17 protein-coding genes are annotated in these 24,667 nt (G+C 63.9%); 6 read left to right on the forward strand and 11 right to left on the reverse strand.

Translation table 11 applies throughout. The features are described from left to right. Positions 1–2: 2 nt before the first annotated feature. Both BLT42_RS14015 and BLT42_RS14020 read right to left on the reverse strand, forming a co-directional pair. Entirely contained in the window at positions 3–1,061 is a 1,059-nt protein-coding gene (locus tag BLT42_RS14015; RefSeq protein ID WP_091771796.1) for a beta propeller repeat protein, read from the reverse strand. Beyond that, a complete protein-coding gene (locus tag BLT42_RS14020) occupies positions 1,058–3,556 on the reverse strand; it encodes a zinc-dependent metalloprotease (protein WP_233342518.1) in 2,499 nt (832 codons plus the stop codon). Before BLT42_RS14020 ends, BLT42_RS14015 begins: the two co-directional genes overlap by 4 nt. Positions 3,557–3,884: 328 nt before the next feature. Here BLT42_RS14020 and BLT42_RS14025 point away from each other — a divergent pair, with 328 nt between their 5' ends. The 3 genes from BLT42_RS14025 to ppa all read left to right on the forward strand — a co-directional run bounded on the left by BLT42_RS14025 (position 3,885) and on the right by ppa (position 10,483). Continuing rightward, positions 3,885–5,327, forward strand: coding sequence for an NAD(P)-dependent oxidoreductase (locus BLT42_RS14025; RefSeq protein WP_091771798.1), 1,443 nt, complete (start codon positions 3,885–3,887; stop codon positions 5,325–5,327). Continuing rightward, positions 5,324–9,853 carry a glutamate synthase large subunit gene (gene gltB / locus BLT42_RS14030; protein WP_091771799.1) on the forward strand — a complete coding sequence of 1,510 codons (4,530 nt, stop codon included), beginning with the start codon at positions 5,324–5,326 and terminating at the stop codon, positions 9,851–9,853. The genes BLT42_RS14025 and gltB overlap by 4 nt, the downstream gene beginning before the upstream one ends. Before the next feature lie 93 nt (positions 9,854–9,946). Next, on the forward strand, positions 9,947–10,483 hold the full coding sequence (gene ppa / locus BLT42_RS14035) for an inorganic diphosphatase (protein ID WP_091771800.1): 537 nt from the start codon (positions 9,947–9,949) through the stop codon (positions 10,481–10,483). 7 nt (positions 10,484–10,490) lie between these two features. Here ppa and BLT42_RS14040 read toward each other — a convergent pair whose 3' ends face one another. The 6 genes from BLT42_RS14040 to BLT42_RS14065 are packed head-to-tail and all read right to left on the reverse strand — an operon-like array spanning position 10,491 to position 15,851. After that, positions 10,491–12,116, reverse strand: coding sequence for a phytoene desaturase family protein (locus tag BLT42_RS14040; RefSeq protein WP_091771814.1), 1,626 nt, complete (start codon positions 12,114–12,116; stop codon positions 10,491–10,493). A gap of 55 nt (positions 12,117–12,171) precedes the next feature. After that, positions 12,172–12,564, reverse strand: a complete 393-nt coding sequence (locus BLT42_RS14045; RefSeq protein ID WP_091771801.1) for a hotdog family protein — start codon at positions 12,562–12,564, stop codon at positions 12,172–12,174. Beyond that, complete coding sequence (locus tag BLT42_RS14050; protein ID WP_091771802.1) at positions 12,561–12,932, reverse strand: MaoC/PaaZ C-terminal domain-containing protein; 372 nt, start codon at positions 12,930–12,932, stop codon at positions 12,561–12,563. The genes BLT42_RS14045 and BLT42_RS14050 overlap by 4 nt, the downstream gene beginning before the upstream one ends. Further along, a complete protein-coding gene (locus tag BLT42_RS14055) occupies positions 12,929–14,431 on the reverse strand; it encodes an AMP-binding protein (RefSeq protein ID WP_091771803.1) in 1,503 nt (500 codons plus the stop codon). Before BLT42_RS14055 ends, BLT42_RS14050 begins: the two co-directional genes overlap by 4 nt. Next, a complete protein-coding gene (locus BLT42_RS14060) occupies positions 14,428–15,210 on the reverse strand; it encodes an enoyl-CoA hydratase/isomerase family protein (RefSeq protein ID WP_176780377.1) in 783 nt (260 codons plus the stop codon). Before BLT42_RS14060 ends, BLT42_RS14055 begins: the two co-directional genes overlap by 4 nt. A gap of 32 nt (positions 15,211–15,242) precedes the next feature. Then, on the reverse strand, positions 15,243–15,851 hold the full coding sequence (locus tag BLT42_RS14065) for a TetR/AcrR family transcriptional regulator (protein WP_091771805.1): 609 nt from the start codon (positions 15,849–15,851) through the stop codon (positions 15,243–15,245). Positions 15,852–15,995: 144 nt separating this feature from the next. Here BLT42_RS14065 and BLT42_RS14070 point away from each other — a divergent pair, with 144 nt between their 5' ends. The 3 genes from BLT42_RS14070 (at position 15,996) to BLT42_RS14080 (ending at position 20,210) form a co-directional block, all read left to right on the forward strand. Then, positions 15,996–16,847, forward strand: coding sequence for an alpha/beta fold hydrolase (locus BLT42_RS14070; protein ID WP_176780378.1), 852 nt, complete (start codon positions 15,996–15,998; stop codon positions 16,845–16,847). Continuing rightward, the gene (locus BLT42_RS14075) at positions 16,844–19,150 is read left to right on the forward strand and encodes a TonB-dependent receptor (protein ID WP_091771807.1); all 2,307 of its coding nucleotides are present in this window, start codon (positions 16,844–16,846) and stop codon (positions 19,148–19,150) included. The genes BLT42_RS14070 and BLT42_RS14075 overlap by 4 nt, the downstream gene beginning before the upstream one ends. Before the next feature lie 118 nt (positions 19,151–19,268). Then, complete coding sequence (locus tag BLT42_RS14080) at positions 19,269–20,210, forward strand: alpha/beta fold hydrolase (protein WP_091771808.1); 942 nt, start codon at positions 19,269–19,271, stop codon at positions 20,208–20,210. 7 nt (positions 20,211–20,217) lie between these two features. Here the strand turns inward: BLT42_RS14080 and BLT42_RS14085 are convergent, their stop codons facing one another. From BLT42_RS14085 to BLT42_RS14095, 3 genes are all read right to left on the reverse strand, one after another. After that, positions 20,218–20,595: a BlaI/MecI/CopY family transcriptional regulator gene (locus BLT42_RS14085; RefSeq protein WP_176780379.1), complete on the reverse strand. Its 378-nt coding sequence runs from the start codon at positions 20,593–20,595 to the stop codon at positions 20,218–20,220. Between the two features lie 52 nt (positions 20,596–20,647). Further along, positions 20,648–21,136 (reverse strand): hypothetical protein, encoded by a 489-nt coding sequence (locus BLT42_RS14090; protein ID WP_091771810.1) that lies wholly within the window; start codon positions 21,134–21,136, stop codon positions 20,648–20,650. A 74-nt stretch (positions 21,137–21,210) separates the two neighbouring features. Further along, positions 21,211–24,567, reverse strand: a complete 3,357-nt coding sequence (locus tag BLT42_RS14095) for an error-prone DNA polymerase (protein WP_091771811.1) — start codon at positions 24,565–24,567, stop codon at positions 21,211–21,213. Positions 24,568–24,667: the final 100 nt, after the last annotated feature.

Genomic DNA, 24,667 nt, shown 5'->3' on the forward strand with positions numbered 1-24,667 from the left:
CTCTATTCCAGGCCGCGGCGTATCGTCAGGCGCGCGATCTTGCCGTCGGTGCCGACGGCCCAGCCCGTCAGGGTGCCCGGAGCGAAGGCGACGGCATTATAGCCCGCCTCGGATATGCCCTCCCAGACACGCCCGCCATCGCGGCTCAGATCGCTCCCATTCGGCCCCACGGCCAGAAAATGCCCGCCCAGCCCCGGGATGGACGCTACCGCCGACCGGTAGCCTGCGGGGGGTGTCTCCGGTTCGAACCAGATATGACCGCCATCGAGCGAATAGGCGGCGACACCCGCCCGCGCATCGGCGCGGGTATAATCTCCGCCAACGGCAACCAGCGTATTTCCGGCCGCAGCGATCGAGAATATTCCGGCGCCTGCTTGTCCGCTGGCGAGGGGGGCGTTGACGACGCCCCAGCTGGCACCGAAATCCGGGCTCGACAGGATACGGGCCCGCGCCGCGCCCCCCGTCCCGATCCAGACGCGGCCTGCCTCGCCCAGCGCAAGGCCGGTGTCGGAGGCAGCAAATCCGGCTTCACCATCGAGCGGTGCGGGCAGATTGGCGGCAGTGGTCCAGCTCCGGCCGCCATCGTCGGTCAGCAGGATGTGGAATATTCCGTCGACCGGATCCGAGAAGGCGATGCCGCGCATCGCGTCCCAGAAACCCAGCCCGTCGAAGAAAGCGGCATCGGAGCCGTCTTCATAAAGCAGGGTGAATGAGGTCCCCCCATCGCGGGTCTCGAACAGGCGGGCCGGACTGCCGGCCGTAAAGAAGAGGGCATGATGGGCGTCAAAGCCGTGGGCTGAACGCAAATCCAGCCCGGCAGCGGCCTCGATGCGACTCCGGGTCCAGTTCGTGCCGCCGTCCACGGTGCGCAGGACAACCCCGTCGGGGGCGCCGATCCAGGCGATATCGGAATCAACGACAGCGAGCCCGCGCAAGCTGCTCTGTACGCCGCTCTCCTGCATCGCCCAATCAATGCTGGTCACAGTGTGGCGCGGCACCGGCTGACAGGCGCTGAGCGCGATCAGGCCGGCGGCCAGAGTGGCTGTGCCCAACTGTTTCACTGGCCGAGGCCGAGGATGTCGGCGCTGTCGCAATGCCAGCAAGTCGCAGCTCCGATCGGGCTGCCGGGCGGGATTTCAGTTTCGAAACCGCCAACCTCTTCACCGCGATCGATGCGGGCCAGTCCGGCCTCGATCTGCCGTGCCAGGCCGAGACGGTCTTCGCGTGGACCGGCGGCGGTGGCGCGGCCGCTCGGCAAGGCCGCAGCGAGCGCTTCAAGCCGGGCTCTTGCCTGGCTGGAAGCGGCGCGGGGCCCGTTCGCGGTCACGGCCAGCAATTGGGCGACATATTCGCCCTGGATGGCGCCGCGCAGCGGGACCAGGCGGGCAGCCTCATCGCGCGGCGCGGTGAAGATGGCGCGTTCCAGCGTTTCAAGTACCTCGCCCGGAGCAAGCTGATCCGGATCGCGGGCGCTTTGCTCGCCGATCCGCGCGAGGCGGGCGGGTGAGAGCATGGCCTGGAGTGTGATCCGGGCCGCTGCCGCGGCCGCATCGCTACGGCTGAAGGCCGGGTATTGCGAGGAGGCGAAGATTTCGCGCGTCGCTGCCGCGTCGTAGTCCACATAGGGCGACGGGGTCAGCTGCGACAGGGTGGTGTCGTTGATGTCCAGCACGGCCGGATCGAGCGTCGCGGTCAGCGCGTTCAGGGCCCGGCGCTGGTCCGAAGCCGGTGCCGGGCTGAGGCCTTCAACCCCGGAACCATTGAGCGCGTACTCGAAATACACCCCGCCCAGAGTCTTCGCGGCCGCTTCCACCTGGTAACGGTGATAGAGATAGATCGGTGAAAAGACGGCGCGCAATTCGCTTGCGGGCAGGCCCGGGGCGAGGGCGTGCGGTCCGAAATTGGCCAGTGCGGCGGCGCGTACGGCCATGATCTCGTCAAGCGTCTGGATCGGGTCGCTGCCATTGTCCCAGAGATTGGCCAGTGGATGGCCGGAATCATTGCCGCGTGCATGCCGGTCAGAGATGAAGAGCAGGCCGTCGGCGCGGGCTGCGGCGAGGATGGCCTCCTGTCCGTCGGCCTCGGTGGCCGGGTCGGCATATTGGGCGTAGAGCCAGCTGATCGCGGCACGGTCCCAGGCGGCAATGCCCTGTGAATAGGCGTCGCTGACATCGATATTTCCATCGGCATCGAGCGAGACGAGCGGCACCGGATAATCCATCACAGAGGCGCGATCATTGGCGCTGGCGGCGAAATTATGCATCAGGCCAATCGTGTGCCCGACTTCATGCGCAGAGAGCTGCCGGATCCGCGCCAGGGCGAGCTCGAGCGGGTCGCTGGCACTGCCGCTGCCGGTCTGGTCCGTACCCAAAAGTCCTTCAAAGATGATCCGGTCCTGGCGGATGCGCTGGCTGCCCAGAATAACATGGCCCTTGAGGATCTCGCCCGTGCGCGGATCAATCACGGCACCGCCATAGGACCAGCCGCGCGTCTGACGGTGAACCCACTGGATGATGTTGTAGCGAAGATCGAGCGGATCAGCCCCCTCGGGCAGAAGCTCGACCCGGAAGGCGTCTTCGAACCCGGCGGCGGCAAAGGCGTCGGACCACCAGTTCGCTCCGTCGATCAAGGCGTCGCGGATCAGCGGCGGGGTGCCGCGTTCGACATAATAGATAATTGGTTCGACGACCGGACCGGAAGCCGCTGTCGGGTCCACCCGTTCCAGCCGGTGGCGCACGGCGAGGTATCGGCGCACAGGCGCATCGAGCGGTGCGGCCATGTCATAGATCTCGGTTGTGATCGCGCCGGCGCGGTCGTCAGCCTCCCGGATTTCATAGCCGGGCTCGGGCAGGGCCGCGAAGGAGTGATGAACGGTCAGCGTCACGGAATGGGCGGCTGGCGTCACGGCGCGGACTTCAGATCCCGGATCGTTCGATGTCAGGGTCAGGAGGGCATCGATTTCGACATTCAGCGGGAAGGCGCGAACGCTCTCGGTCAATGCCGCGCTGCGATCCGCATCAATCGAGAAGCTGCCCTGTTCCGCGGCGGCCAGCTGGCCGATGGTCCCGACCGGGTCGCGGGTGAGAAATCCGGCCAGATCGACCAGCACGCGGTCATCCTGTTCAGCGACAATTTCGCCGCTCCAGACGATGGAGCGGGCGAAGGATTGTTCCGTCGCCTGGCGTTCGTCGGCTTCGGCACCGATCGCGCGATAGCGATTATTCTCGAACTCGGCGAAGACCCGGTCATTGACCCGGAAGAAGCGCAGGATTTCTGAATCCGTGCCGAGACCGCGATCCAGCCCGACCGGGTTGGAGCCGAGGCCGGAGGCGAGCCAGGCGGTGTAGATCATGCGGCCGAGCGAGCCGTCATCCTGCGGCGTCAGTTCCGCGAGGATCCGGCCGTCGCGATGGTCGACATGAAGGGTCAACAGGCCGGAGGCTTGCGACAGGCCAGCAGTTGATTCGGAATAGCTGGGCACCGGGTCCTGGGACAGAGCTCCGGCAGATGTGATCAACACGACCAGGCCGGCCGCCAGATTGCGCAAACTTGTCATGATGTAACCCATTTCGCTGATCCTGTTTGGCGAGACGCTAACCCGCCGGCGGCGGCCTGTCACCTCGGCCGGAGCCGACCCTCATGCCCCTGCAGGGGCTGTCCTTGAACGGCAGATCCCGGCGGCAGTTTGCAGCGCGACTTCTATTGCAATGCAGCAAAATTCTTGAGCCCGAAATCGAGGCAAATCATCCCAATATTCATCCATGTTTTTGCTAACATGATCTGAAAATGCTATAATGACCCGATCAAGTGAAAAAATTTACCCAATCTGGCCGTAAGCGGGCTCTTGAGTGACGATCGAGAGTGTGCTGCACTGCGGAAAAGGTATGCGGTTGCGAGGTCATCCATTGCTGCGATTTGTCGATATCGATCAGGCCTATCCGGGGAAGCGGGCGGAAACCGAGCGCCGCACCGATTTTCTCGAGATCTATCAACCTGTTGAGATTGAGAAAGTCACGGGACAGGCCTCCCGTTGCTCGCAATGTGGCGTGCCGTTCTGTCAGACCGGATGCCCGTTGCAGAACAATATTCCCGACTGGCTGATGCTGGCCGGTACCGGCCGGATGCAGGAGGCCTATGAGGCCTCAGCCGCGACGTCGACCATGCCGGAGATCTGCGGCCGTATCTGCCCCCAGGACCGCCTGTGCGAAGGCAGCTGTGTTGTCGAGAAGTCCGGTCATGGCGCGGTGACGATCGGTGCTGTCGAACAATTCATCACCGACACGGCCTGGGATGAGGGTTGGGTCACCCCGATCGTGCCAGGCGCACCGCGCGGCCAGAGTGTCGGCGTGATTGGTTCCGGCCCCGCCGGGCTGGCCGCAGCCGAACGGCTGCGCGAAGCGGGCTGCGTCGTTACCGTCTATGAGCGCGCCGATCGTGCCGGCGGCCTGCTGATGTATGGCATTCCTGGCTTCAAGCTCGACAAGCACGTCGTTCAGCGCCGACTCGACCGGCTTGCGGCGGGCGGTGTGGAGTTCAAGCTGAATTTCGAGATCGGGCGCGATGCCTCGCTCGGCGCGTTGCGCTCACAGCATGACGCTGTCCTGATCGCGACCGGTGTTTATGCGGCTCGCCAGCTCGTCTGCCCGGGCGCCGGCGAGGAGGTTGTCCAGGCGCTCGATTATCTGGTCCGCTCCAATCGCGACGGGCTGGGTGATCCGAAGGCGACCGATGAGCGGCTATCGGCTGAGGGCAAGGATGTTATCGTGATTGGCGGCGGAGATACGGCGATGGATTGCGTTCGTACCGCGATCCGTCAGGGCGCCCGCTCAGTCACCTGTCTCTATCGCCGCGACCGCGCCAATATGCCGGGCTCCGCTCGCGAAGTGCGGCATGCCGAAGAAGAGGGCGTGGTCTTCGAATGGCTTTCAGCGCCGCTTGCCGTTCTGAGCCACGGCGCGGATGTGACCGGTGTCCGCGTTCAGCGGATGCGGCTTGGAGCGCCCGATGCCTCCGGACGCCGCATGCCCGAGGCTGATAGCGGCAAGACCGTCGATTTGCCTGCGAATATGGTGATTTCCGCGCTTGGCTTTCAGCCCGAGAATCTCAGCGAACAGTTCGAAGCGCCCGAGCTGAACCTGACCGAATGGGGCACGATCGAATCCGATCCCGATTCCAGCATGACCAGTCTGAACGGTGTCTTCGTGGCCGGCGATATCCAGCGCGGTGCCTCGCTGGTCGTCTGGGCGATCCGCGACGGGCTCGATGCGGCCCGTTCGATTGAAAACTATCTCGATAATCGCCTCGCCGTGCTCGGAGCCGCCGAATGACACATTCAAACTGGTCTGAAGCCCGGCACCGCAAGGGTCTGGAGCTGCTTGAAACCTCCGGCCTCTACCGTCCGGAAGACGAGCGTGATGCCTGCGGCGTCGGCCTGATCGCCGACATGAAGGGGCAGCCGCGGCGCGAGATCGTCGAGCTTGCGATTCACGCCCTCAAATCCGTCTGGCACCGTGGCGCTGTCGATGCCGATGGGCGCACCGGCGACGGTGCCGGACTGCGCCTCGGCGTGCCGCAGGACTTCTTCAAGGCCGCCGTCGCGCGCACCGGTCATGAGCCGCAACGCGGCGATGTCATTGTCGGCATGATCTTCTTGCCGCGTACCGATTTTGCTGCCCGCGAACGCGCCCGCGCCATCATCGAGGCGGAGATTCTGGGCCAGGGGTTCAGCTTTTATGGCTGGCGCCAGACACCGACCAATATCTCCGTGCTCGGCACCAAGGCGCGCTCGACCTTGCCCGAAATCGAACAAGTCCTGTTCCGCGATCCGCAGGGCCGTGATGCGGCCAGTGTCGCCCACACGCTCTACATCATCCGGCGTCGCATCGAGCGACGTGCCCGCGAAGAGAATCTGCGCGAGCTCTATGTCTGCTCACTTTCGCCGCACGACATTATCTACAAGGGCCTGTTCCGCGCCGAGGATATCGACGCCTTCTATCTCGATCTGAAGGATGAGCGCTTCATCTCGCCCTTCGCGATATTCCACCAGCGCTATTCGACCAATACATTCCCGGAATGGCGTCTGGCGCAGCCCTTCCGCATGCTCGCCCATAATGGCGAGATCAATACGATTCGCGGCAATACCAACTGGATGAAAAGCCACGAGATTCACATCGCTGACACCGCGTTCGAGGACGCGCGCCAGGATGTAACACCGGTGATCCAGCCCGGCGCTTCGGACTCTGCAGCGCTCGACCAGGTGTTTGAAATCCTCGTCCGCGCCGGCCGTAATGCGCCGATGACCAAGACCCTGCTCATTCCCGAGGCCTGGTCGAAACGCTCCGACGTCATGCCCGATGGCTGGAGCGCGATGTATGAGTATTTCAATTCGGTGATGGAGCCCTGGGACGGCCCGGCTGCCATCGCCGCCTTCGACGGACGTTGGGCGATTGCCGGGCTGGACCGCAATGGTTTGCGGCCGATGCGCTATGCGATCACCGATGACGGGCTTCTCGTCGCCGGCTCGGAAACCGGCATGGCGCCCATCGCGCCGGAGCGCGTCATTGAACGCGGCGGTATCACGCCGGGCCGCCTTATCGCGCTCGACCTCGAAGAGGGCCGTTTCTATCGCGAGCACGAGATTCTCGACACACTCAGCGAGACCCATCCCTATCAACGCTGGCTCGGCGAGGTCGAGGATATCGAACCGGCCATCGGACTGGGGCCGGAACCGGTCAAATTCAGCGCTGATGAACGCTTGCGTCGCCAGGCCGCTGCCGGTTTCAGCTTCGAAGCGATCGAGCTTGTCCTCGCCGCCATGGCTGATGATGGCAAGGAGGCCGTTGGCTCGATGGGCGATGACACGCCGCTCGCCGTGCTGTCGGAAACCTACCGGCCGCTGTCACACTTCTTCCGGCAGACTTTCGCGCAAGTGACCAATCCGCCGATCGACCCCTTGCGTGAAGGCCGCGTGATGGGGCTCAAGACGCGTTTCCGAAATCTCGGCAATATCCTCGCCAAGGGAGAAACCCGGGCCAATGTCCTGGTGCTCGAAAGCCCGATCCTGACCAATGGCGCCTATTGGCGCTGGCGCGAAATGATGGGCGGGGGCGTGAAGGAAATTGATTGTCTGCTGCCGGTTGCCGAGGCGACGGGCGACGGGCATGCGCTCGGCGCCGCGATCGACAAGGTGATCGAGGCCGCGGTCTATGCTGTGCGCGATGGCGCTGCCCATCTCGTGCTCACCGATCACAATTCTGATGAAAATCACTGTGCCTTGCCGATGATCCTGGTCGCCGGCGCCGTCCATTCGCGCCTGACCCGCCACGGCCTGCGCAATGCCTGTTCGATCAATGTCCGGTCGGCCGAATGTTTTGATCCGCACTATGCCGCCGTTCTGATTGGTCTCGGCGCCACGACCGTCAATCCATACCTGGCCTTTGAAACCGTGACGGCTGGCCGCGACCATCCCGGCGAGGACAGCATGGCACGACGCCGGGCCAAACAGCTCAAGCTGGCGCTCGACGGTGGTTTGCTGAAGATCATCTCCAAAATGGGGATATCGATCATCTCCTCCTATCGCGGCGGCTGCAATTTCGAAGTGCTCGGCCTGTCGCGTGCGCTGGTCGAAGCCTATCTGCCGGGCGTAGTGAGCCGGATATCCGGCCTCGGCCTGCCGGGCCTGGAAGCGCGCACCGTCGACCTGCACCGCACGGCCTGGCGCGGCGATGCCCGTCTGCCGGTCGGCGGCTTCTTCCGCCAGAGGTCCAGCGGCGATCGGCATGCCGTAACCGCCAGCTCGATCACCGAGCTGCAATCCGCCGTCAAACACAATGATCCGGCAGCCTGGAAACGCTATCGCGAAGCGCTTGACGCGCAAGGCGCGATCCAGTTACGCGATTTGCTCGACATGCGCGCGCTGGGGCCCGCCCTTGCGGTCGACAGTGTCGAGTCGATCAATGGCATTCGCCGTCGTTTCGTGACGCCGGGCATGTCGCTTGGTGCCCTGTCGCCGGAAGCCCATGGCGCGCTCAATGTCGCGATGAACCGGATCGGGGCCAAATCGGTGTCCGGTGAAGGGGGTGAAGATCCGCGCCGCTACAAGCCGCTGCCCAATGGCGACAACATGAATTCGGCCGTCAAGCAGATTGCCTCGGGGCGTTTTGGCGTCACGGCGGAATATCTCAATCAGTGCCGCGAGATCGAGATCAAGGTTGCCCAGGGCGCCAAGCCCGGCGAGGGCGGGCAATTGCCCGGCTTCAAGGTCACCGACTTCATCGCCAAAATGCGCCTGGCCACGCCGGGCGTGTCGCTGATCTCGCCGCCACCGCACCATGACATCTACTCGATCGAGGATCTGGCCCAGCTCATCTACGACCTCAAACAGATCAATCCGCGCGCCCGTGTCGGCGTCAAACTGGTTGCCTCGGCCGGGGTCGGCGCGGTCGCGGCCGGCGTCGCCAAGGCCAATGCCGATATCATCAATATCTCCGGCAGTGTCGGCGGCACCGGTGCGGCCTCGTTGAGCTCGATCAAATTTGCGGGCGGCCCGCTCGAACTCGGCCTTGCCGAGGCGCACCAGATGCTGTCGCTCAACGGGCTGCGCGAGCGCATTACGCTGCGCGCCGATGGCGGTATGCGATCGGGCCGCGATATCGTCATTGCTGCGATGCTCGGGGCCGAGGAATTCGGCATCGGAACGGCATCCCTGCTGGCACTGGGCTGTCTGATGGTTCGCCAATGCCATTCCAATACCTGCCCGGTCGGCATCTGTACCCAGGACGATGATCTGCGCCTGCGCTTTGGCGGCGCACCCGACTACGTCGTCAATCTGATGACTTTCCTGGCCCAGGACGTGCGCGAAATTCTCGCGGGCCTCGGTGCCAGGGATCTGGAGGATGTGATCGGCCGCACTGATCTGCTCGACCAGGTCTCGCGCGGGTCCGAAGCGCTCGACGATCTCGATCTCAGCGCCATCATGGCGCGCGCCGATGCAGCGGAACGTCCGGCCCGTTCGACGCGGGAACAACGCAATCCGGTGGCGCCGAGCCTGGATGAGCAGATCATCCTCGATGCCGCCCCGGTCTTCGCCCGCGCCGAGAAGATGCAGCTCGACTATGCGGTCAAGAATACGGACCGCGCGGTCGGGACGCGAACCTCGTCGGAGATTATTCGCGTGTTTGGCGGTGCCGGTCTGGCCGATGATTATCTGACGCTGAAACTGCGCGGCTCGGCGGGTCAGTCGCTGGGGGCATTCTCGACCGCCGGTTTGCGGATCGAGCTTGATGGCGACGCCAATGATTATGTCGGCAAGGGGCTGTCGGGTGCGACCATTCTGGTGCGACCATTCGGCGGTTCGCGCGAGCAGACGACGGGCAGTGCCATTATTGGCAATACCTGTCTTTACGGCGCGACGTCCGGGCAATTATTCGCCGCCGGTCTGGCCGGACAACGCTTTGCCGTCCGCAATTCCGGCGCCGTGACTGTGATCGAGGGCTGCGGCGCCAATGGCTGCGAATACATGACCGGTGGCACCGCCGTCATCATCGGCCCGGTCGGCGATAATTTCGCCGCCGGGATGACGGGCGGCGACGTGTTTGTCCATGATCCGGAGCGCCGTCTCGATGCACGGCTCAATACCGATACGGTTGTGGCTTTCGCCCTGGCGGCTGAATCGGAAGCGCGATGCCGCGAGCTGATCGAGCAACACGCGCAGCAGACCGGTTCGGCTCGGGCGCAGCGCCTGCTCGCCGACTGGGAGGTCGAGCGTGGGCATTTTGTCCATATTCGCGGCGAGGAGGCCGTGCGGCGTGAGACAGTGGCCGAGCCCGGTCTGCCGGCTTCGAGCGTCGCCTGATGCCCAAGGGGCGTGTTGCGGTGCAGCACGGGATTGGATCGCGGGCCTTATCAGCGTAAGAGGTCGCAAAATCCTCGCGCCAGGAGCATGACTATGCGGATCGACAAAATTGCCGCGGGTGTGAACCCGCCTGAAGACATCAATGTCATCATCGAAGTTCCCGTTGGCGGTCAGCCCGTCAAATACGAGATGGACAAGGAGGCGGGCACCGTCTTCGTCGACCGCTTCCTGCACACACCGATGAGCTATCCGTGCAATTACGGCTTCATGCCGCACACCCTGTCGGAAGATGGTGATCCGATTGATGTCATGGTGCTGGGGCAGACGACCCTGATGCCGGGCTGCGTCGTTCGCGCCCGCCCGATCGGTGTGTTGTTGATGGAAGACGAGAGCGGCATGGACGAGAAAATCCTGTGCGCACCGCATCACAAGCTGACGCCCTTCTACGATGATATCCTTGACTATTCTGACGTTCAGAAGCCGCTCATCATGCGCATCACGCACTTCTTCGAGCACTACAAGGATCTCGAACCCCATAAATGGGTCAAGGTCGAGGGTTGGGGCGATGCCGCACGGGCTCGCGAACTGATCCTGGAAGCGATCGAGCGTGAGAAGGCGGGCAAGGCCTGATTTCTGCCTAACGTCGCTTGAAATCCTTGAGGATTTCACGAGCCGCATTATGTCCGGGCGCGCCGGTGACCCCGCCGCCCGGATGCGTTCCCGATCCGCATTGATAGAGCCCGGCGACCGGGCTGCGATGATCGGCATGTCCGAGTACCGGGCGCGCGGAAAACAGCTGGTCCAGGCTGAGGGCGCCGTGGAAGATATCACCGCCGGTGAGGCCGAATATCCGTTCGAGGTCGAGCGGCGAGAGGGCCTGGCGGCCGAGCACTGATTTCTTGAAGCCCGGCGCCCATTTATCGACCGTTTCGATCATAAGATCAGCGACTTCCTCGCGGTGATCATCCCAGCTGCGACCGCCCGGCAGAACCGGCGCGACGTGTTGGCAAAACAGGCTGGCGACATGCTGGCCCGGTGGGGCGAGACTGTCATCCTGGGTTGAGGGGATGAGCATTTCGATGATCGGTTCGCGCGACCAGCCATGGCGGCGGGCATCGCTCCAGGCGCGGTCCATATAATCCAGTGAGGGCGCCATGATGATCCCGGCCGAGAGATGGTCACCGGGGCCTGGCAGGCACGTGAAACTGGGCAGTTCCGACAGCGCGAGATTCATCCGGAATGTGCCGGATCCGCATTTGTAATGAGCGATGCGTTCGTTGAAATCTGTTGGTAAAACAGTGGGATCAATCATCGAGCCGAAGAGGAGTTTCGGGTTGAGATTGGACACGACCGCGCGGGCATAGAGCACTTCGCCGGACTCCAGCAGCACGCCCTGGGCGGTGTGGCCGTCGGTGAGGATTTCCTTGACCGGAGCGTCTGTTCTCAGCTCGACTCCGCGTTCCCGGCAGGCCGCGGCCATCGCCTGGGTGATCGCACCCATTCCGCCAAGTGCATGGCCCCAAACGCCTTTTTTGCCGTTCACATCGCCGAACACGTGGTGGAGCAGGACATAGGCACTGCCCGGCGTGTAGGGGCTGGCATAATTGCCGACAATGCTGTCGAAGCCGAAGAGTGCCTTGACCGGCTCGCTCTCGAACCAGCCATCGAGCCAGTCGCCGGCGGATTTCGAAAATAAATCAAGCAGATCGCGCTTGGCGGTGAGGTCGAGACTGCCGAGCTTGCCGCTCAGATTGAGGGCCTTGAACACTTCCGGCATGGCACCGGCCCAGCCGCCTTCGCGCAAATTTGGCGGTGTTTGCAACACCATGGCGCGTAGCGTGTCGGCGATGGTTTCGAGTCGCGCTTCATACGCGTCCAACTGCTGTGCATCACGCGCTGAGTACTTGGAAACCTGCTGTTGGGTCACCCCCTCGCCTGCCAGTAGATAGCCGTCCTCGCGCGGCAGGAAATTTCCGAGCTTGCGCTCGATGATTTTCAGACCATGGCGGTGCAGCTCGAGGTCGGCGATGACTTTCGGATTGAGCAGCGACACCGTGTAGGCGGCGACCGAATTGCGAAAGCCCGGATGGAATTCCTCGGTGACCGCAGCGCCGCCCAGAACATGCCGGCGTTCGAGCACTGTGACCTTCAGACCGGCCCTGGCGAGATAGGCCGCGCAGACGAGCCCGTTATGGCCACCGCCGACGATGATGATGTCCTGGTTGGGTGTGGGGTGTGAGGCCGATTTGCGTGGAGCTGACATGGCCAGCAGTTTCCACATGAAACCGAAAAGGTAAATGCAAATCGCAGGTTGTGGCTCAGGCAAAAGCCCCGGCGACATCACGCGCCAGCACCAGGGCGCGGCCGCGTGCGATCAGCGCCCCGGAAGGCGAATGGCATGTGGTGGCAAGGTCGACCAGATGTTTCTCCGGACGCAGGCGGGTGATTTCAACGCGTGCCGTCAACGGCTCACCGATCGGCGCAGCCTGCAGGAATTCTGTCTCCTGCTTGAGATAATTCGTGCCCTGGCCGGGCAGGTCGACGCCGAGCAGGGATGAGAAGAGGCCGTTGATCAGGGCTTCCGGTACGGCATCCTGGCTCAGCGGGGCGCCGGACACGGCGTGAAGCGCCTGGATATCGGCCGGGTTGAATGTGCGGGTGATCTGCGCCGACCGGCCGGTCGTCAGGGGCTGTCTGGCGGTGTCGGTCATGCCTCGACCTCCGTCTCGCCACTGCAGGTAATGACCATGTCCGACAGGCGCATCACCTGGAGTCGGATCCTTGCCACCGAACCGTTTTCGGCGACCATTTCTGCGTCGAAGCGCAGCCGCTGATCGACCGGTGACGGGGCGGAATACTGGGTCGCCTGCCGGATCTGCCGGCCGCCGGGCACCAGCTCCTCGACCAGGCCGCGCAATACGGCACAGAGGAGCGCGCCATGGGCAACGGTCTGGCCAAAGCGGGTGCGGGCGGCGAATTCCGGATCGACATGGATCGGATTATTATCGCCGGAGACGTGGGCGAAGGCATCGAAATCGGCTTGCGAAAAACTGCGTTCGAGCGAGGCTGTCCGGTTCATTCGCGATCCCCCGGCTGCGGCAGCAAATGTTTCTGGACCTTGCCGGCGGCGGTGCGCGGGAGGTCGTGCGCGAACAGGACATGGCGCGGCACCTTGTAGGCGGCGAGGCGCTCGCGGCACCAGTCAGCCAGCGCCTCGGCATCACGGCCTGCCCCCTGGCGCAGGATGATATGGGCGCAACCGACCTCACCCCATTTTTCGTCGGGCACGCCGGTGACCGCAGCTTCCTGCACGGCCGGATGGTCGGCCAGGACATTCTCGACTTCGGCCGGATACACATTCTCGCCGCCGGAAATATACATCTCCTTGATGCGTCCCGCGACGAAGCAATAGCCATCCGCGTCGAAGCGGCCGAGATCGCCGCTCTTGAGCCAGCCATCACGGGTGAAAAGCTCCGCGGTCTCCTGCGGGCGTTGCCAATAACCCGGCGTGAGGCCCGGGCCGTGGAACTGGATCTCGCCGGTTTCCTCGGCGGCCAGGACGGCGCCATCGGGGCCGGCGATGCGGGCCTCGACCAGGATCTGGGTCTTGCCCACCGAACCGATTTTCTCGAGCGCGTGGGCCTCGTCGACCAGGAAGGCGGTCGGACCGGTTTCGGTCATGCCGAAGCCATTGCAGACGATGGCGCCGCGCGCGGCGAAGGTCTCGACCAATATGTCCGGCAGGGGCGCGCCGCCACAGGACCAGTGGCGCAGCCGGGTCAGATCGGTCTTGGCAAAATCGGGATGCAGGGTCAGTTCGCGATAGACGGCCGGTACCCCGATGAAGACATCCAGCGCTCCGGCATTGATCAGTTCGAGCATCGGACCGGCCTCGAAACCGGGCAGGATGTGAATCGTGCCGCCACCGAACAGTACGGGCAGAGTGTGCAGATTAATGCCGGCGGTGTGGAAAAGCGGCAGGAAGTTGAGGGTGGAATCCGTGCCGCGCAGACCGATCGCCTGACCGATATTGATCGAATTGACCAGCGCCATGCCATAGGTCTGGATCACGCCCTTCGGCTTGCCCGTCGTGCCGGAGGTATAGATCAGATACCAGCATTCCTGGCCCGGCCAGCTGTCACGGCCCGGATGCGGCCGCGCCGCATCGCGTAAACGATTATAGTCATCGTCAAGATCGAGAACGCGCATCGCCATCGGGTCCGACGCGGCGTGTGCCGTGTCACGGTCTTCCGCACCGGTGACCATCAGGACCGGCGTGCAATCCTCGAGCAGCTGGACGAGTTCGCTCGCCGGCATGCGCCAGTTCAGCGGAACCAGGATGGCGCCCAGCTTGGCGCAGGCGAACAGAAGTTCGAAAAACTCGACGCGATTGCGGCACAGGATCGCCACCCGGTCACCGGCCGCAATGCCGCGGTCCTGCAACAGGCTTGCGGCGCAGGCGCTGCGTTGTTCCAGCTTGCGATAATCGATCTGTTCGCCGGTCTCGACGACATGGAAGGCGATGGCATCCGGTTCGATGGCGGCGCGGCGGGCGGTTATGTCGAGCAGGGAATTCACGCGTGCGCCTCCACCTCGGCCGGTTTGGAGGAGCCGCCGAGAAAGCGGTCCATCCGGACGCGCGTTTGCGGGCGCGCAACCTGTATCAGAAAGGCCTGGCGTTCGGCGTCGAGCCGGCCGGCCAGCCCGCCGGGTCCGGCCTGGGCATCGAGCAGCTGCCGGCTGGTCGCGATCACGCTGGCATCATGGGCTTCCAGCCTGGCCAGCATATCTGTCAGTGCCTGGTCGAAATCCGCGGGCTCGGCGAGCTGGTCGATCAGACCCATTTCCAGGGCCTCATCCGCGCTCACCCGCTGATCGAGGGCCAGCCAGCGCGCGGTGCGGGCGCGGCCAATTCGATCCGGCAGCAGGGCGGTCCAGCCGCCATCGGGGGCAAAGCCCATCTGCGCGTAATAGGGCTGGATGAAAGCTGTGCGCACCATCAGCGACAGGTCGGCGGCGAGCACCAGTCCAAGCGATCCGCCGGTCACCGGTCCGTTGACCGCGGCGATGACGGGGCAGGGCAGGGCGCGCAATTGCAGCAGGACGCGGTTGAGCCCGCCGACAAGGGCGTCGCTATAGGTTTGCAGGTCTTCAGCGCTCGTATTGTGTTCACGGATCGCCGCGACATCGCCGCCGCTCGAGAAACAGGAGCCGGTGCCGGACAGAACCACGGCCCGCGCTGTGCCTGCCGCATCTTGCAGGGCCTGGCTCAATGCGTCGAGCAGGCCGGGTGTCAGGCTGTTGCCGCGCCCGGGCCGATTCAGCGTGAGCCGAGCGACGCCATCCGTGTGGCTCACCAGAATCCCGGATTGGGCAGCAGCGGAGACGATCACGGCGCGAGCCCCCTGGAGATCAGGTCGGAGGCCTCGCGGGCGATTTCGTCGGCACTGCGTGCCGGCTCCCATATGCCGAAGCGAAGGCCGAGAAACACGCTCATCCCGATCAGGGCCCAGGCGCGGGTCTCCTGATTGCCATCGCTGATCTCGCCCCGTTCGGCGGCCTCTTCCAGATTGCGCCGGTAGCGGTCGGCGAAACTGTCATAGTGTGCCTTGTATGCATCAGGGGCGACGAATTGTGCCTCCTCGATGATGCGGTAGAGATTGGGGTGGGCACGGGCGAATTCGATATAGGCAACCAGCCCCTTGTGCTCGGCGTCGAGCCGGTCGGTGGCCCCCTTGACGCGTTCGGCGATCCAGCTTCGGGTCATCTCACCCATATGCGCGACAAGTGCCCGGAATATCTCATCTTTTGAATCGAAATAGACGTAGAATGTGCCCAGGGCGACCGAGGCGCGGCGGGTGATATCGCCGATCGAACTCGAGTGAAATCCGTTCTCCCCGAAGGATTCCTCGGCGGCATCAAGCAGACGATTTCGTGTCCGCTGGCCGCGCGCGGTTTTCGGGCTTTTCGGAGAAGTCGAAGAAAGTGAAGTTGACATATGATTCAGTTTTCACAAAATTGCCGATAACGCAATATGGCATGAAAGCCACGGCGTGTGATGCATCCGGGAGAGATCGCCACAGTGCTCAACATCCGATCAGACAGCGCCCAGGGCGCGGAGACGACGCTGCGATCCTGTCGCATGAGCGACGGATCCGTGATGCGTTATCGTGATCTTGGCGCCGGGCCTGTCCTGTTGCTGGTGCATGGCTGGGCCGCCTCGGGCGATTTCTTCGATACGATTGCTGATCTGCTGGCCACCGAATTTCGCGTTGTCATTCCGGATCTGCGCGCCCATGGCGAGACGCCGGCCGGTGAGGCTGCGCTCGATATAGACCTGCTGGCCAATGATCTTCAGACGCTGATCGACGCGCTGGAGCTGGACGATATCACAGCCCTGGGCTGGTCGATGGGCGCGACCGTGCTGTGGCAGCTGATCGCCCGCAATGGCCATGCCCGTTTCGCTGGTCTGATCATCGAGGATATGAGCCCGCGCATTCTCAATACCGAGGGCTGGGCGCTGGGCATGGCGACCGGAATGGATATTGCCGGAAGCGGCCGTGCGGTCGAGGCAATGCGCAATGACTGGCCCGCCTATGCGGCGGCATTTGCGCCCAAGATGTTTGCCCGCGGCCGCGCGGCCCGCGAACCCGAAATGATTGCCGATATTGTCGCTCGGCTCAGCCAGCGCCATGGCGGTGCGATGGCAGATTTCTGGCTTTCCATGGCCAGCCAGGATCTGCGCGAAGCCCTGCCCAGCATGAACTTGCCGACGCTCGTCATTTCTGGCGCGCGAAGTGAAGCCTACGGCCCGGAGACGAGCCGGTATCTCGTCGACTCATTACCCGAAGCGCAATCGGTGACGTTTGCGAACTCGGGACATGCTCCGCACCTGGAAGAACCGCAAGAGTTCGCCAGTGCGGTCACACAATTCGCCAACCGCGTGCATGCGGCGGCGGTCACCCACCATAATACCGAGGGAAAAGCATCATGAAACCGACCCAGAAAATGACGCGGGCAGCGCTCCTGCTCAGCACGATCGCATCGACCATGCTCATCGCGGCACCTGTCCAGGCCCAACAGGCCGGCGACACGGCCACCTCTGACGTCATCACCGTGACGGCCCGCCGCCGCGAGGAATCGCTGCAGGACGTGCCGCTGGCGGTCACCGCCTATACCGGCGACCAGCTCGAGGCGATGGGCGCTGTCGACATCCTGGCGATTGCCGAGACAACACCGAATGTGACGCTCGAAGCTTCGCGCGGCACCAATTCGACCCTGACCGCTTTCATCCGCGGCGTCGGCCAGCAGGATCCGGTTGCCGGCTTTGAAGCCGGCGTCGGCATCTATGTCGACGACGTCTATTTCAACCGCCCGCAGGCCGCCGTGCTCGACATTTATGATGTCGAACGGATCGAAGTTCTGCGCGGTCCCCAGGGCACGCTCTACGGCCGCAACACCATTGGTGGCGCGATCAAATACGTCACCCGCCGCCTTGACCCGGACGCGCCTGCCCTGTCGGCGCGCCTGAATGTCGGCTCTTTCGGCCAGCTCGACCAGATCGTCTCCGGCAGCGTGCCAATGGGCGACACTTTCCGCCTCGGCGCGGCTGTGGCCAATCTCCAGCGTGACGGTTTCGGTACCAATCTCACCACGGGTGAGGAAAATTACGACAAGGACGTGCTCGGCTATCGTGTCAGCGCCGAATGGGAACCAAGTGCCGACCTCTTCTTCCGTCTCGCCTATGACTCGGTGGAAGACACATCCAGCCCGCGCGGCGGACACCGTCTGATCCCGAGTGCTCCGGGCTATCCGGCCGCCTATGGCGTGCTCGACGATGTTTTCGACACCCGTGCCGGCCTTGATGTGGTCGCGCAGAATGTCCAGAGCGATGGCCTGTCCCTGACGGCCGAGTGGAATCTCAATGAAAACTGGACCGTGCGGAACATCCTGTCCCGGCGTGAAGACGAATCCACCACGCCGATCGACTTCGACAACCTGCCTGAAGGCGATCTCGACGTTCCTGCGATCTACACCAATGAGCAGACCTCCGAAGAGTTCCAGCTCCTTTATGAAGGTGATCGTCTCGCCGGTGTGATGGGTTATTACTCGCTTGAAGCCAACGCGACGACGGTGTTCGACGTTCTGCTCGACACGGTCCTGACCGGCCTCAACGCCCAGACCTTTGGTGATGTGGATACCAGCACCTGGTCGGTCTTCGCCAACTTCACCTATGACCTGACCGATACGGTCAGCATCACCTTGGGTGGCCGTTATACCGAAGACGAGCGTACATCGCGCGTCCTGCGCCGGACCTATCTGGGCGGCTTCTCCGAGTATTTTGGCGGCGCCGGTTTCGCAATCGCGACCACGTCCGACTTCCTCGGCACCAATTCCTGGGATGATTTCAGCCCGACGGCGTCGATCTCCTGGCAGCCAAGTGCCGCCAATAATTTCTACTTCACCTATAGCCAGGGCTTCAAAGGCGGCGGCTTTGATCCGCGGGCCCAGACCACCGGCACCCCGGACTTCGACCTCAGCGGCACGATTACAGCCGACGAAGTGTTTGAGTTCATGGCCTTCGATCCGGAATCGGTCGACAGCTTCGAGCTGGGTTGGAAATACCAGGGCGAACGCTACAGCCATGCTGTTGCGCTCTTCCACATGGATTATACCGACATCCAGGTTCCCGGTTCGGTCGGCATCGATACCGATGCTGATGGCATCAACGACACCTTCACCGGTGTGACCACCAATGCCGGTGCCGCAACGATTACCGGTATCGAATATGAAGGTACGCTCGACCTCGGCCGTGACGTCTTCACCACTGGCGATGCCCTGAACTTCTCCTGGGCACTGGGTATCCTCGACGGCAATTACGAGGAATTCATCAATGCTTTCGGTGTTGATATCTCCAACCAGGTCCAGATCCAGAACACGCCGGATTCCACCCTCAGCGCGACGCTGAGCTATCTGACCTCGGTCTATGGCGGCGATCTCAACGCCTCGATCACCGGCTCACACCGCGGCGATTCGAGCCAGTTCGAAATCCCGTTCCCGGCCCTCGACCAGGCAGCCTACACGCTGTGGAATGCGTCGATCGTCTGGGACAGCGAAGATGGTGCCTGGCAGTTGGGCCTGCATGGCCGCAATCTGACCGACGAGGAATACCGGGTCTCCGGCTATGACTTCGTCGACAACACGACCTTCGCTCCCGAGCTCGGTACTTCGGGCACGCTGGTCGGCTATTACGGCAATCCACGTACCGTTACGGCAACGCTGGCTTACCGCTTCTAGGCTGAAGCATGAGAGCGGACGCGAACCTCCCGTGTCCGCTCTCGACCGACTTGACCGGCCGGCGCTTCCTGAGCATCAGGGATCGTCGGCCGTTTTTATGTGAAACCGAGGAAATCCCATGTCCCGCACTGTGATCGCATTTATCGTCCTCGCCGCCCTGATCGTGATCGGGGCCCTGGCCTGGATGCTCACCCGTCCCGCTGCAGAACCGGCGCTGGATCAGGCCGCGCGGCTGGATTCACCCTACTGGACCGACGCTGACCGCCTGGTTGATATCGATGGCGTGATGGCACGCGTGCGCAGCGAGGGGCCGGCCGATGCGCCCGTCATCGTCATGGTGCACGGGTTTTCCTACTCGCTGGAAAGCTGGGACGGCTGGGCGGCCGATCTGAGCAGCGACTACCGCGTTATCCGCATGGACCTGCCCGGCCATGGCCTCACCGGTCCCGACCCGCAGCAACGCTATTCCGTCCCGCAGACCGTTGAATTCCTCGGCCATCTGCTCGATGAGCTCGGCCTCGACCATGTCACCCTGGCGGGCAATTCCCTTGGCGGTCTGGTTTCCTGGCGTCTCGCCGCCGAGCGCCCCGACCTGGTCGAACGCCTCGTTCTGGTCGCGCCGGGTGCCTATTCCATCAATGGCGTCACCGAACAGCCCGTCGCCGTGCCGATGGGGGTGAGCTTCTATCTCACCAGCGCGCCCGAAGCGATGGTCGCCGCGGCCTCCGCCGGCCTGTTCGGCGATATCAGCCGCATGGACCCGGCCCTGCCCGGCCGCGTTCACGCCCTGATGCAGACGCCTGGCGTCGGTCAGGCCCTGGTCGAGCGGCTCGAAGTCTTCACCCTGCCCGACCCGGCTGCCGATCTGGCGCGGGTACAGGTGCCGGCACTGGTGCTGTGGGGCGGGCGTGATGTGATGATCCCGGTGGAACAGGCGGCACGCATCGCCGACGATCTGCCGCAAGCCGAACTGATCATCCATGACGATCTTGGCCATATCCTGCACGAGGAAGATCCGGCGCGCACCATCGCCGATGTCCGGGCCTTCCTGGCGCAATAGGCGCGGATCAGCGGTTGGATCTTGCGGCGTTTTTCGCGGCGATTTCCGCCTGCAGATCGGCCCAGTCCTGCGGGTCGACATCGCTTTCGCGCAGCACCACCACACCGAGACCGGTGCGGTCATCGCCCGCCGCTTCCGACAATAGCCGGCCGAGCGTATGCGTCGGGGCCGTCTGGCGGTTGAGGCGCGGCAGATAACGGACATCCCGTCCGCTCTGCTGGCGTTCGACCGCCCCCTTGCGGCGCAGGCGCTGCAGGATGGACAGTGTCGCGCTGGCCGGCTGCCGGCTCGCCCGGGCCAGTTCCGATACCGACGCGCCACCACGATCCCATAACAGGCGCATGGCGTGGGCTTCGTCTTCGCTCAGGCTTTGTGGCTTGCTCATGACAACTCCCAATCTGCTGCCGGTTGACCCGCTTCGCAACAGGTCCGGCATGTTAGGGTTTTGTTTGCAATTGGCGCGCCGGAGGGCTGAAGAACCGGACCCGAAGCCAGGGGAAGATCGCAAACATGCACTGCCCCGCCAGTCCGATGACATGGCTGGGCTGGCGGTAGAGGGCCAAATGCTCTTGCAGGCTCAAGCCATTCAGTCCCACCGAAAGACCGGCCTCGGCCACCAGCAGCAGCGCCAGTGCGAATGCGCCCATCACGCTCGCCGAACGCTCGCCACCGGTGAGCGACAGGCGGGCGATCAGGGCGCCGCAAATCAGCCAGGCAAGGGCGAGGATGACCGGGATTTCGACCAGGACCACGCCCAGCCGGGTCAGGTTCGGGAAGGCTTCCAGAGCGAGTGTGCGCAAAACGCCGAACCCGAAACCAAGCGCGAAAATGGCAGAAAAATACAAGCACCCGGCCCATGCAGCCTGAGGCAGGCCGCCGCTGGACGTGTGCTGGCTGGTCGCCGTGACGCGGGCAGAACGGGACATGAACCGAGTATTTCTGAAACATGCGCTGCTATGCAAGCGCGGAGTGGTCTACCCGGTGCGCGGGCCTTGGCTCCTCAATGAAAATCCCGGCTCTTCGGCAGCACATCCTCCAGCCGCTCGCCCTGCATGACGCGGCGATAAATGCCGATCAGGCGGGGATCGTCCTGCGGGCGGGCGATTTCGTCGGCGTGGGCGAGGGCCTCGGCGAACGCCTCGCCATCGGCGAGGGCGGCGAGGCGCCAGGACTGGTCGGTGATGCGGCTGGCGATGATGTGGATCACCTCACCTTCCTTTTGCAGCCGTCCGGTGACGCTCATCAGTTTGGAGCGCATCACGATCTTGCGGTGACGTTCGAAGCATTTCGGCCAGACAATGATATTGGCCACCCCGCTCTCATCCTCCAGCGTCGCGAAGATCACACCCGAGGCCGAGCCGGGGCGCTGGCGCACCAGCACCAGGCCGGCCAGCGTCACCCAGCGGCCATCGCGCATTTCGCCCAGTTGTTCAGACCGCACATGGCCGCTTTCTTCCAGCTCAGACCGGAAAAAGCTCATCGGATGCGCCTTGAGCGAGAGGCGCAGCGCCGCGTAGTCCTGGGCGACCTCCTCGCCGGCGCTCATCTGCGGCAGGGCGGTGGCAGCCTCATGGCCATATTCATCGGCATGCTCGAACAGGGGCAAGGGCTTGCCGGCCTGGGCGAGGGCGGTCCAGCCGGCTTGACGGCGGTCGAGCGCGATGGAGCCGAAAGCATCGGCATTGGCGAGCCGGTCCATGGTGGAGCGATCAAGGCGCGAACGGCGGGCGAGATCGGGCACGCTGGTGAAGGGCCCGCCCGCATTGCGCGCCGCAATCAGGCGTGCGGCTGAGGCTTCGCGCAGGCCCTTGATCTGGCGCAGGCCGAGGCGCAGGGCGAAATGCCCCCGCTTCGCGGCCCCCTCCGTCCCGGCCCCCTCCGTCCCGGACCTTGTCCGGGACACCTCCCCCGCCTTGCGGGGGAGGATGGGCGCATCCTTGCTCCCTCGCAGCGCGGGGGAGCTGTCCGCGCAGCGGACTGAGGGGGCCGGTTCCAGCGTACAGTCCCAGTCGGAGTGATTGATGTCGGGCGGGCGCACTTCGACGCCGTGCTGGCGCGCATCGCGGACCAGTTGCGCCGGGGCGTAAAATCCCATCGGCTGGGAGTTGAGGATCGCGGCGGCGAAGACGTCGGGATAATAATGCTTCAGCCAGCAGGAGACATAGACGATCAGGGCGAAGCTGGCGGCATGGCTTTCCGGGAAGCCGTATTCGCCAAAGCCCTCGAGCTGTTTGAAACAGCGCTCCGCGAAATCGGGCTCATAGCCTTTCGCGATCATGCCCTTCATCAACTTCTCGCCCATTTCATGGATCGAGCCGGAGCGGCGGAAGGCGGCCATGGAACGGCGCAGCTGGTCGGATTCGGCTGGCGTGAAGCCGGCGGCGACGATGGCGATCCGCATCGCCTGCTCCTGGAAGAGCGGCACGCCGAGTGTCTTGCCCAAGACCTCCTCGAGCGCCTTTGACGGGTATTCCACCGCTTCAAGCCCCGAGCGGCGGCGCAGATAGGGGTGCACCATATCGCCCTGGATCGGACCGGGGCGGACGATGGCGACCTCGATCACCAGATCATAGAATGTGCGCGGCCGCAGGCGCGGCAACATGGTCATCTGGGCCCGGCTTTCAATCTGGAACACGCCGACCGTGTCGGCCTTGCAGATCATGTCATAAACGGCGCTATCGGCCTGGGGCACGGAAGCCATGGTCAGGCCACGGCCATAATGGCGCTCGATCAGGTCGAAGGCGCGGGCGACGCAAGTGAGCATGCCAAGGCCGAGCACATCGACCTTCATCAGGCCGAGCGCGTCGATATCCTCCTTGTCCCATTCGAGCACGGTGCGGTCGGGCATGGCGGCATTGTGCAGCGGCACGATCTCGTCGAGCCGGCCCTGCATCATCACGAAACCGCCGGGATGCTGGGAGAGATGGCGCGGAAAGCCCATCAGCTCGCGGGCATAATGCAGCGTCATCGCGATATCGGGCGTGTCGGGGTCGAGGCCGAGCTCGGTGCGGATGCGGTTATCGGTGAGATCATCAGTCGACCAGCCCCACAATGTCTTCGACAGGGCCGAGATGACATCGCCGGACAGGCCGAACACCTTTCCGACCTCGCGAATGGCGCCGCGCGGCCGGTAGCAATTCACCGTCGCGGTCATGGCGGCGCGCCGGCGGCCGTATTTCTCATAGACATACTGGATCACCTCCTCGCGCCGCTCATGCTCGAAATCGACGTCGATATCGGGCGGCTCGCCGCGTTCCGCCGAAACGAAACGCTCGAACAGGAGGTCGATCAGGGTCGGGTCGACCTCGGTAATGCCGATCGCGAAACACACCGCTGAATTGGCCGCCGAACCGCGCCCCTGGCACAGGATTCCCTGGCTGCGGGCAAAGCGGACGATATCGTGGACGGTGAGGAAATAGGCCGGGAAATCGAGGCTTTCGATCAGGGTGAGCTCATGGGCGATGGCGGCGCGGATCTTCTCCGGCGCACCATCGGGCCAGCGCCGCTCCAGCCCCTCTGCCGTCAGACGGCGCAGGGTCTGGGCCGGGGTTTCATGGTCGCCGACCACCTCGCTGGGATATTGATAGACCAGTTCTTCAAGGCTGAAATTGATGCTGTCGGCGAGCGCGACCGTATTGGCGACGGCGTGCTCATAGCCGCGAAACAGGCGCGCCATTTCCGCGGGCGGTTTGAGATGGCGTTCGGCATTGGCGGCGAGGAGAAAGCCGGCCGCCTTGATGGTCACATGTTCGCGGATACAGGCGACGACATCGGCCAACGGCTTGCGTTCGGGGACATGATAGAGGGCGTCATTGCTGGCGATGCAGTCCAGACCGAGATCTGTCGCGCACTGGCTGAGCTGGTGCAGGCGTTCACCATCGCGGCCATCGAAGCGGCGGGTGAGTGCGAGGACGTGATGGGCTTTTGAGCGGGCGCAGAAGTCCGCCGCCCTGGCCTGCCAGTCCGCGCAGGGCGGATCGGGCGGCAGGAGGATGAAAACCTGGTCCGTTGAGGCCTCGACAATCTGTTCCAGCCACAGCTCGCATGTCCCTTTCCTCGAGCGGAAATTGGCGTCGGTGAGCATGCGCGCCAGCGCACCATAGGCGTGGCGGTGTCTGGGATAGGCGACCAGTTCGAAACCGCATGTTGTCACCAGCCTCACTCCGACCAGGAATTTGATCCCGGCCTCCTTCGCGGCGAGATGGCCGCGCACCGCGCCGGCAAAGGAATTGCGATCCGCCAATCCGATTGCTGCCAGCCCGAGCGCCCTGGCCTGGGCGACCATTTCATCGCTATGCGAGGCGCCGGTCAGGAAGGTGAAATTGCTGGCGGCGACCAGCTCGGCGAATGCGGTCACCGCTTATCCTTGCTCCCCCGCCTTGCGGGGGAGCTGTCCGCGCAGCGGACTGAGGGGGTGTTTGGCGGTGAGGCCCCCTCCGGCCCGGACTTTGTCCGGT

The sequence above is a fragment of the Maricaulis salignorans genome (genome assembly GCF_900103475.1).
Lineage (GTDB): Bacteria > Pseudomonadota > Alphaproteobacteria > Caulobacterales > Maricaulaceae > Maricaulis > Maricaulis salignorans.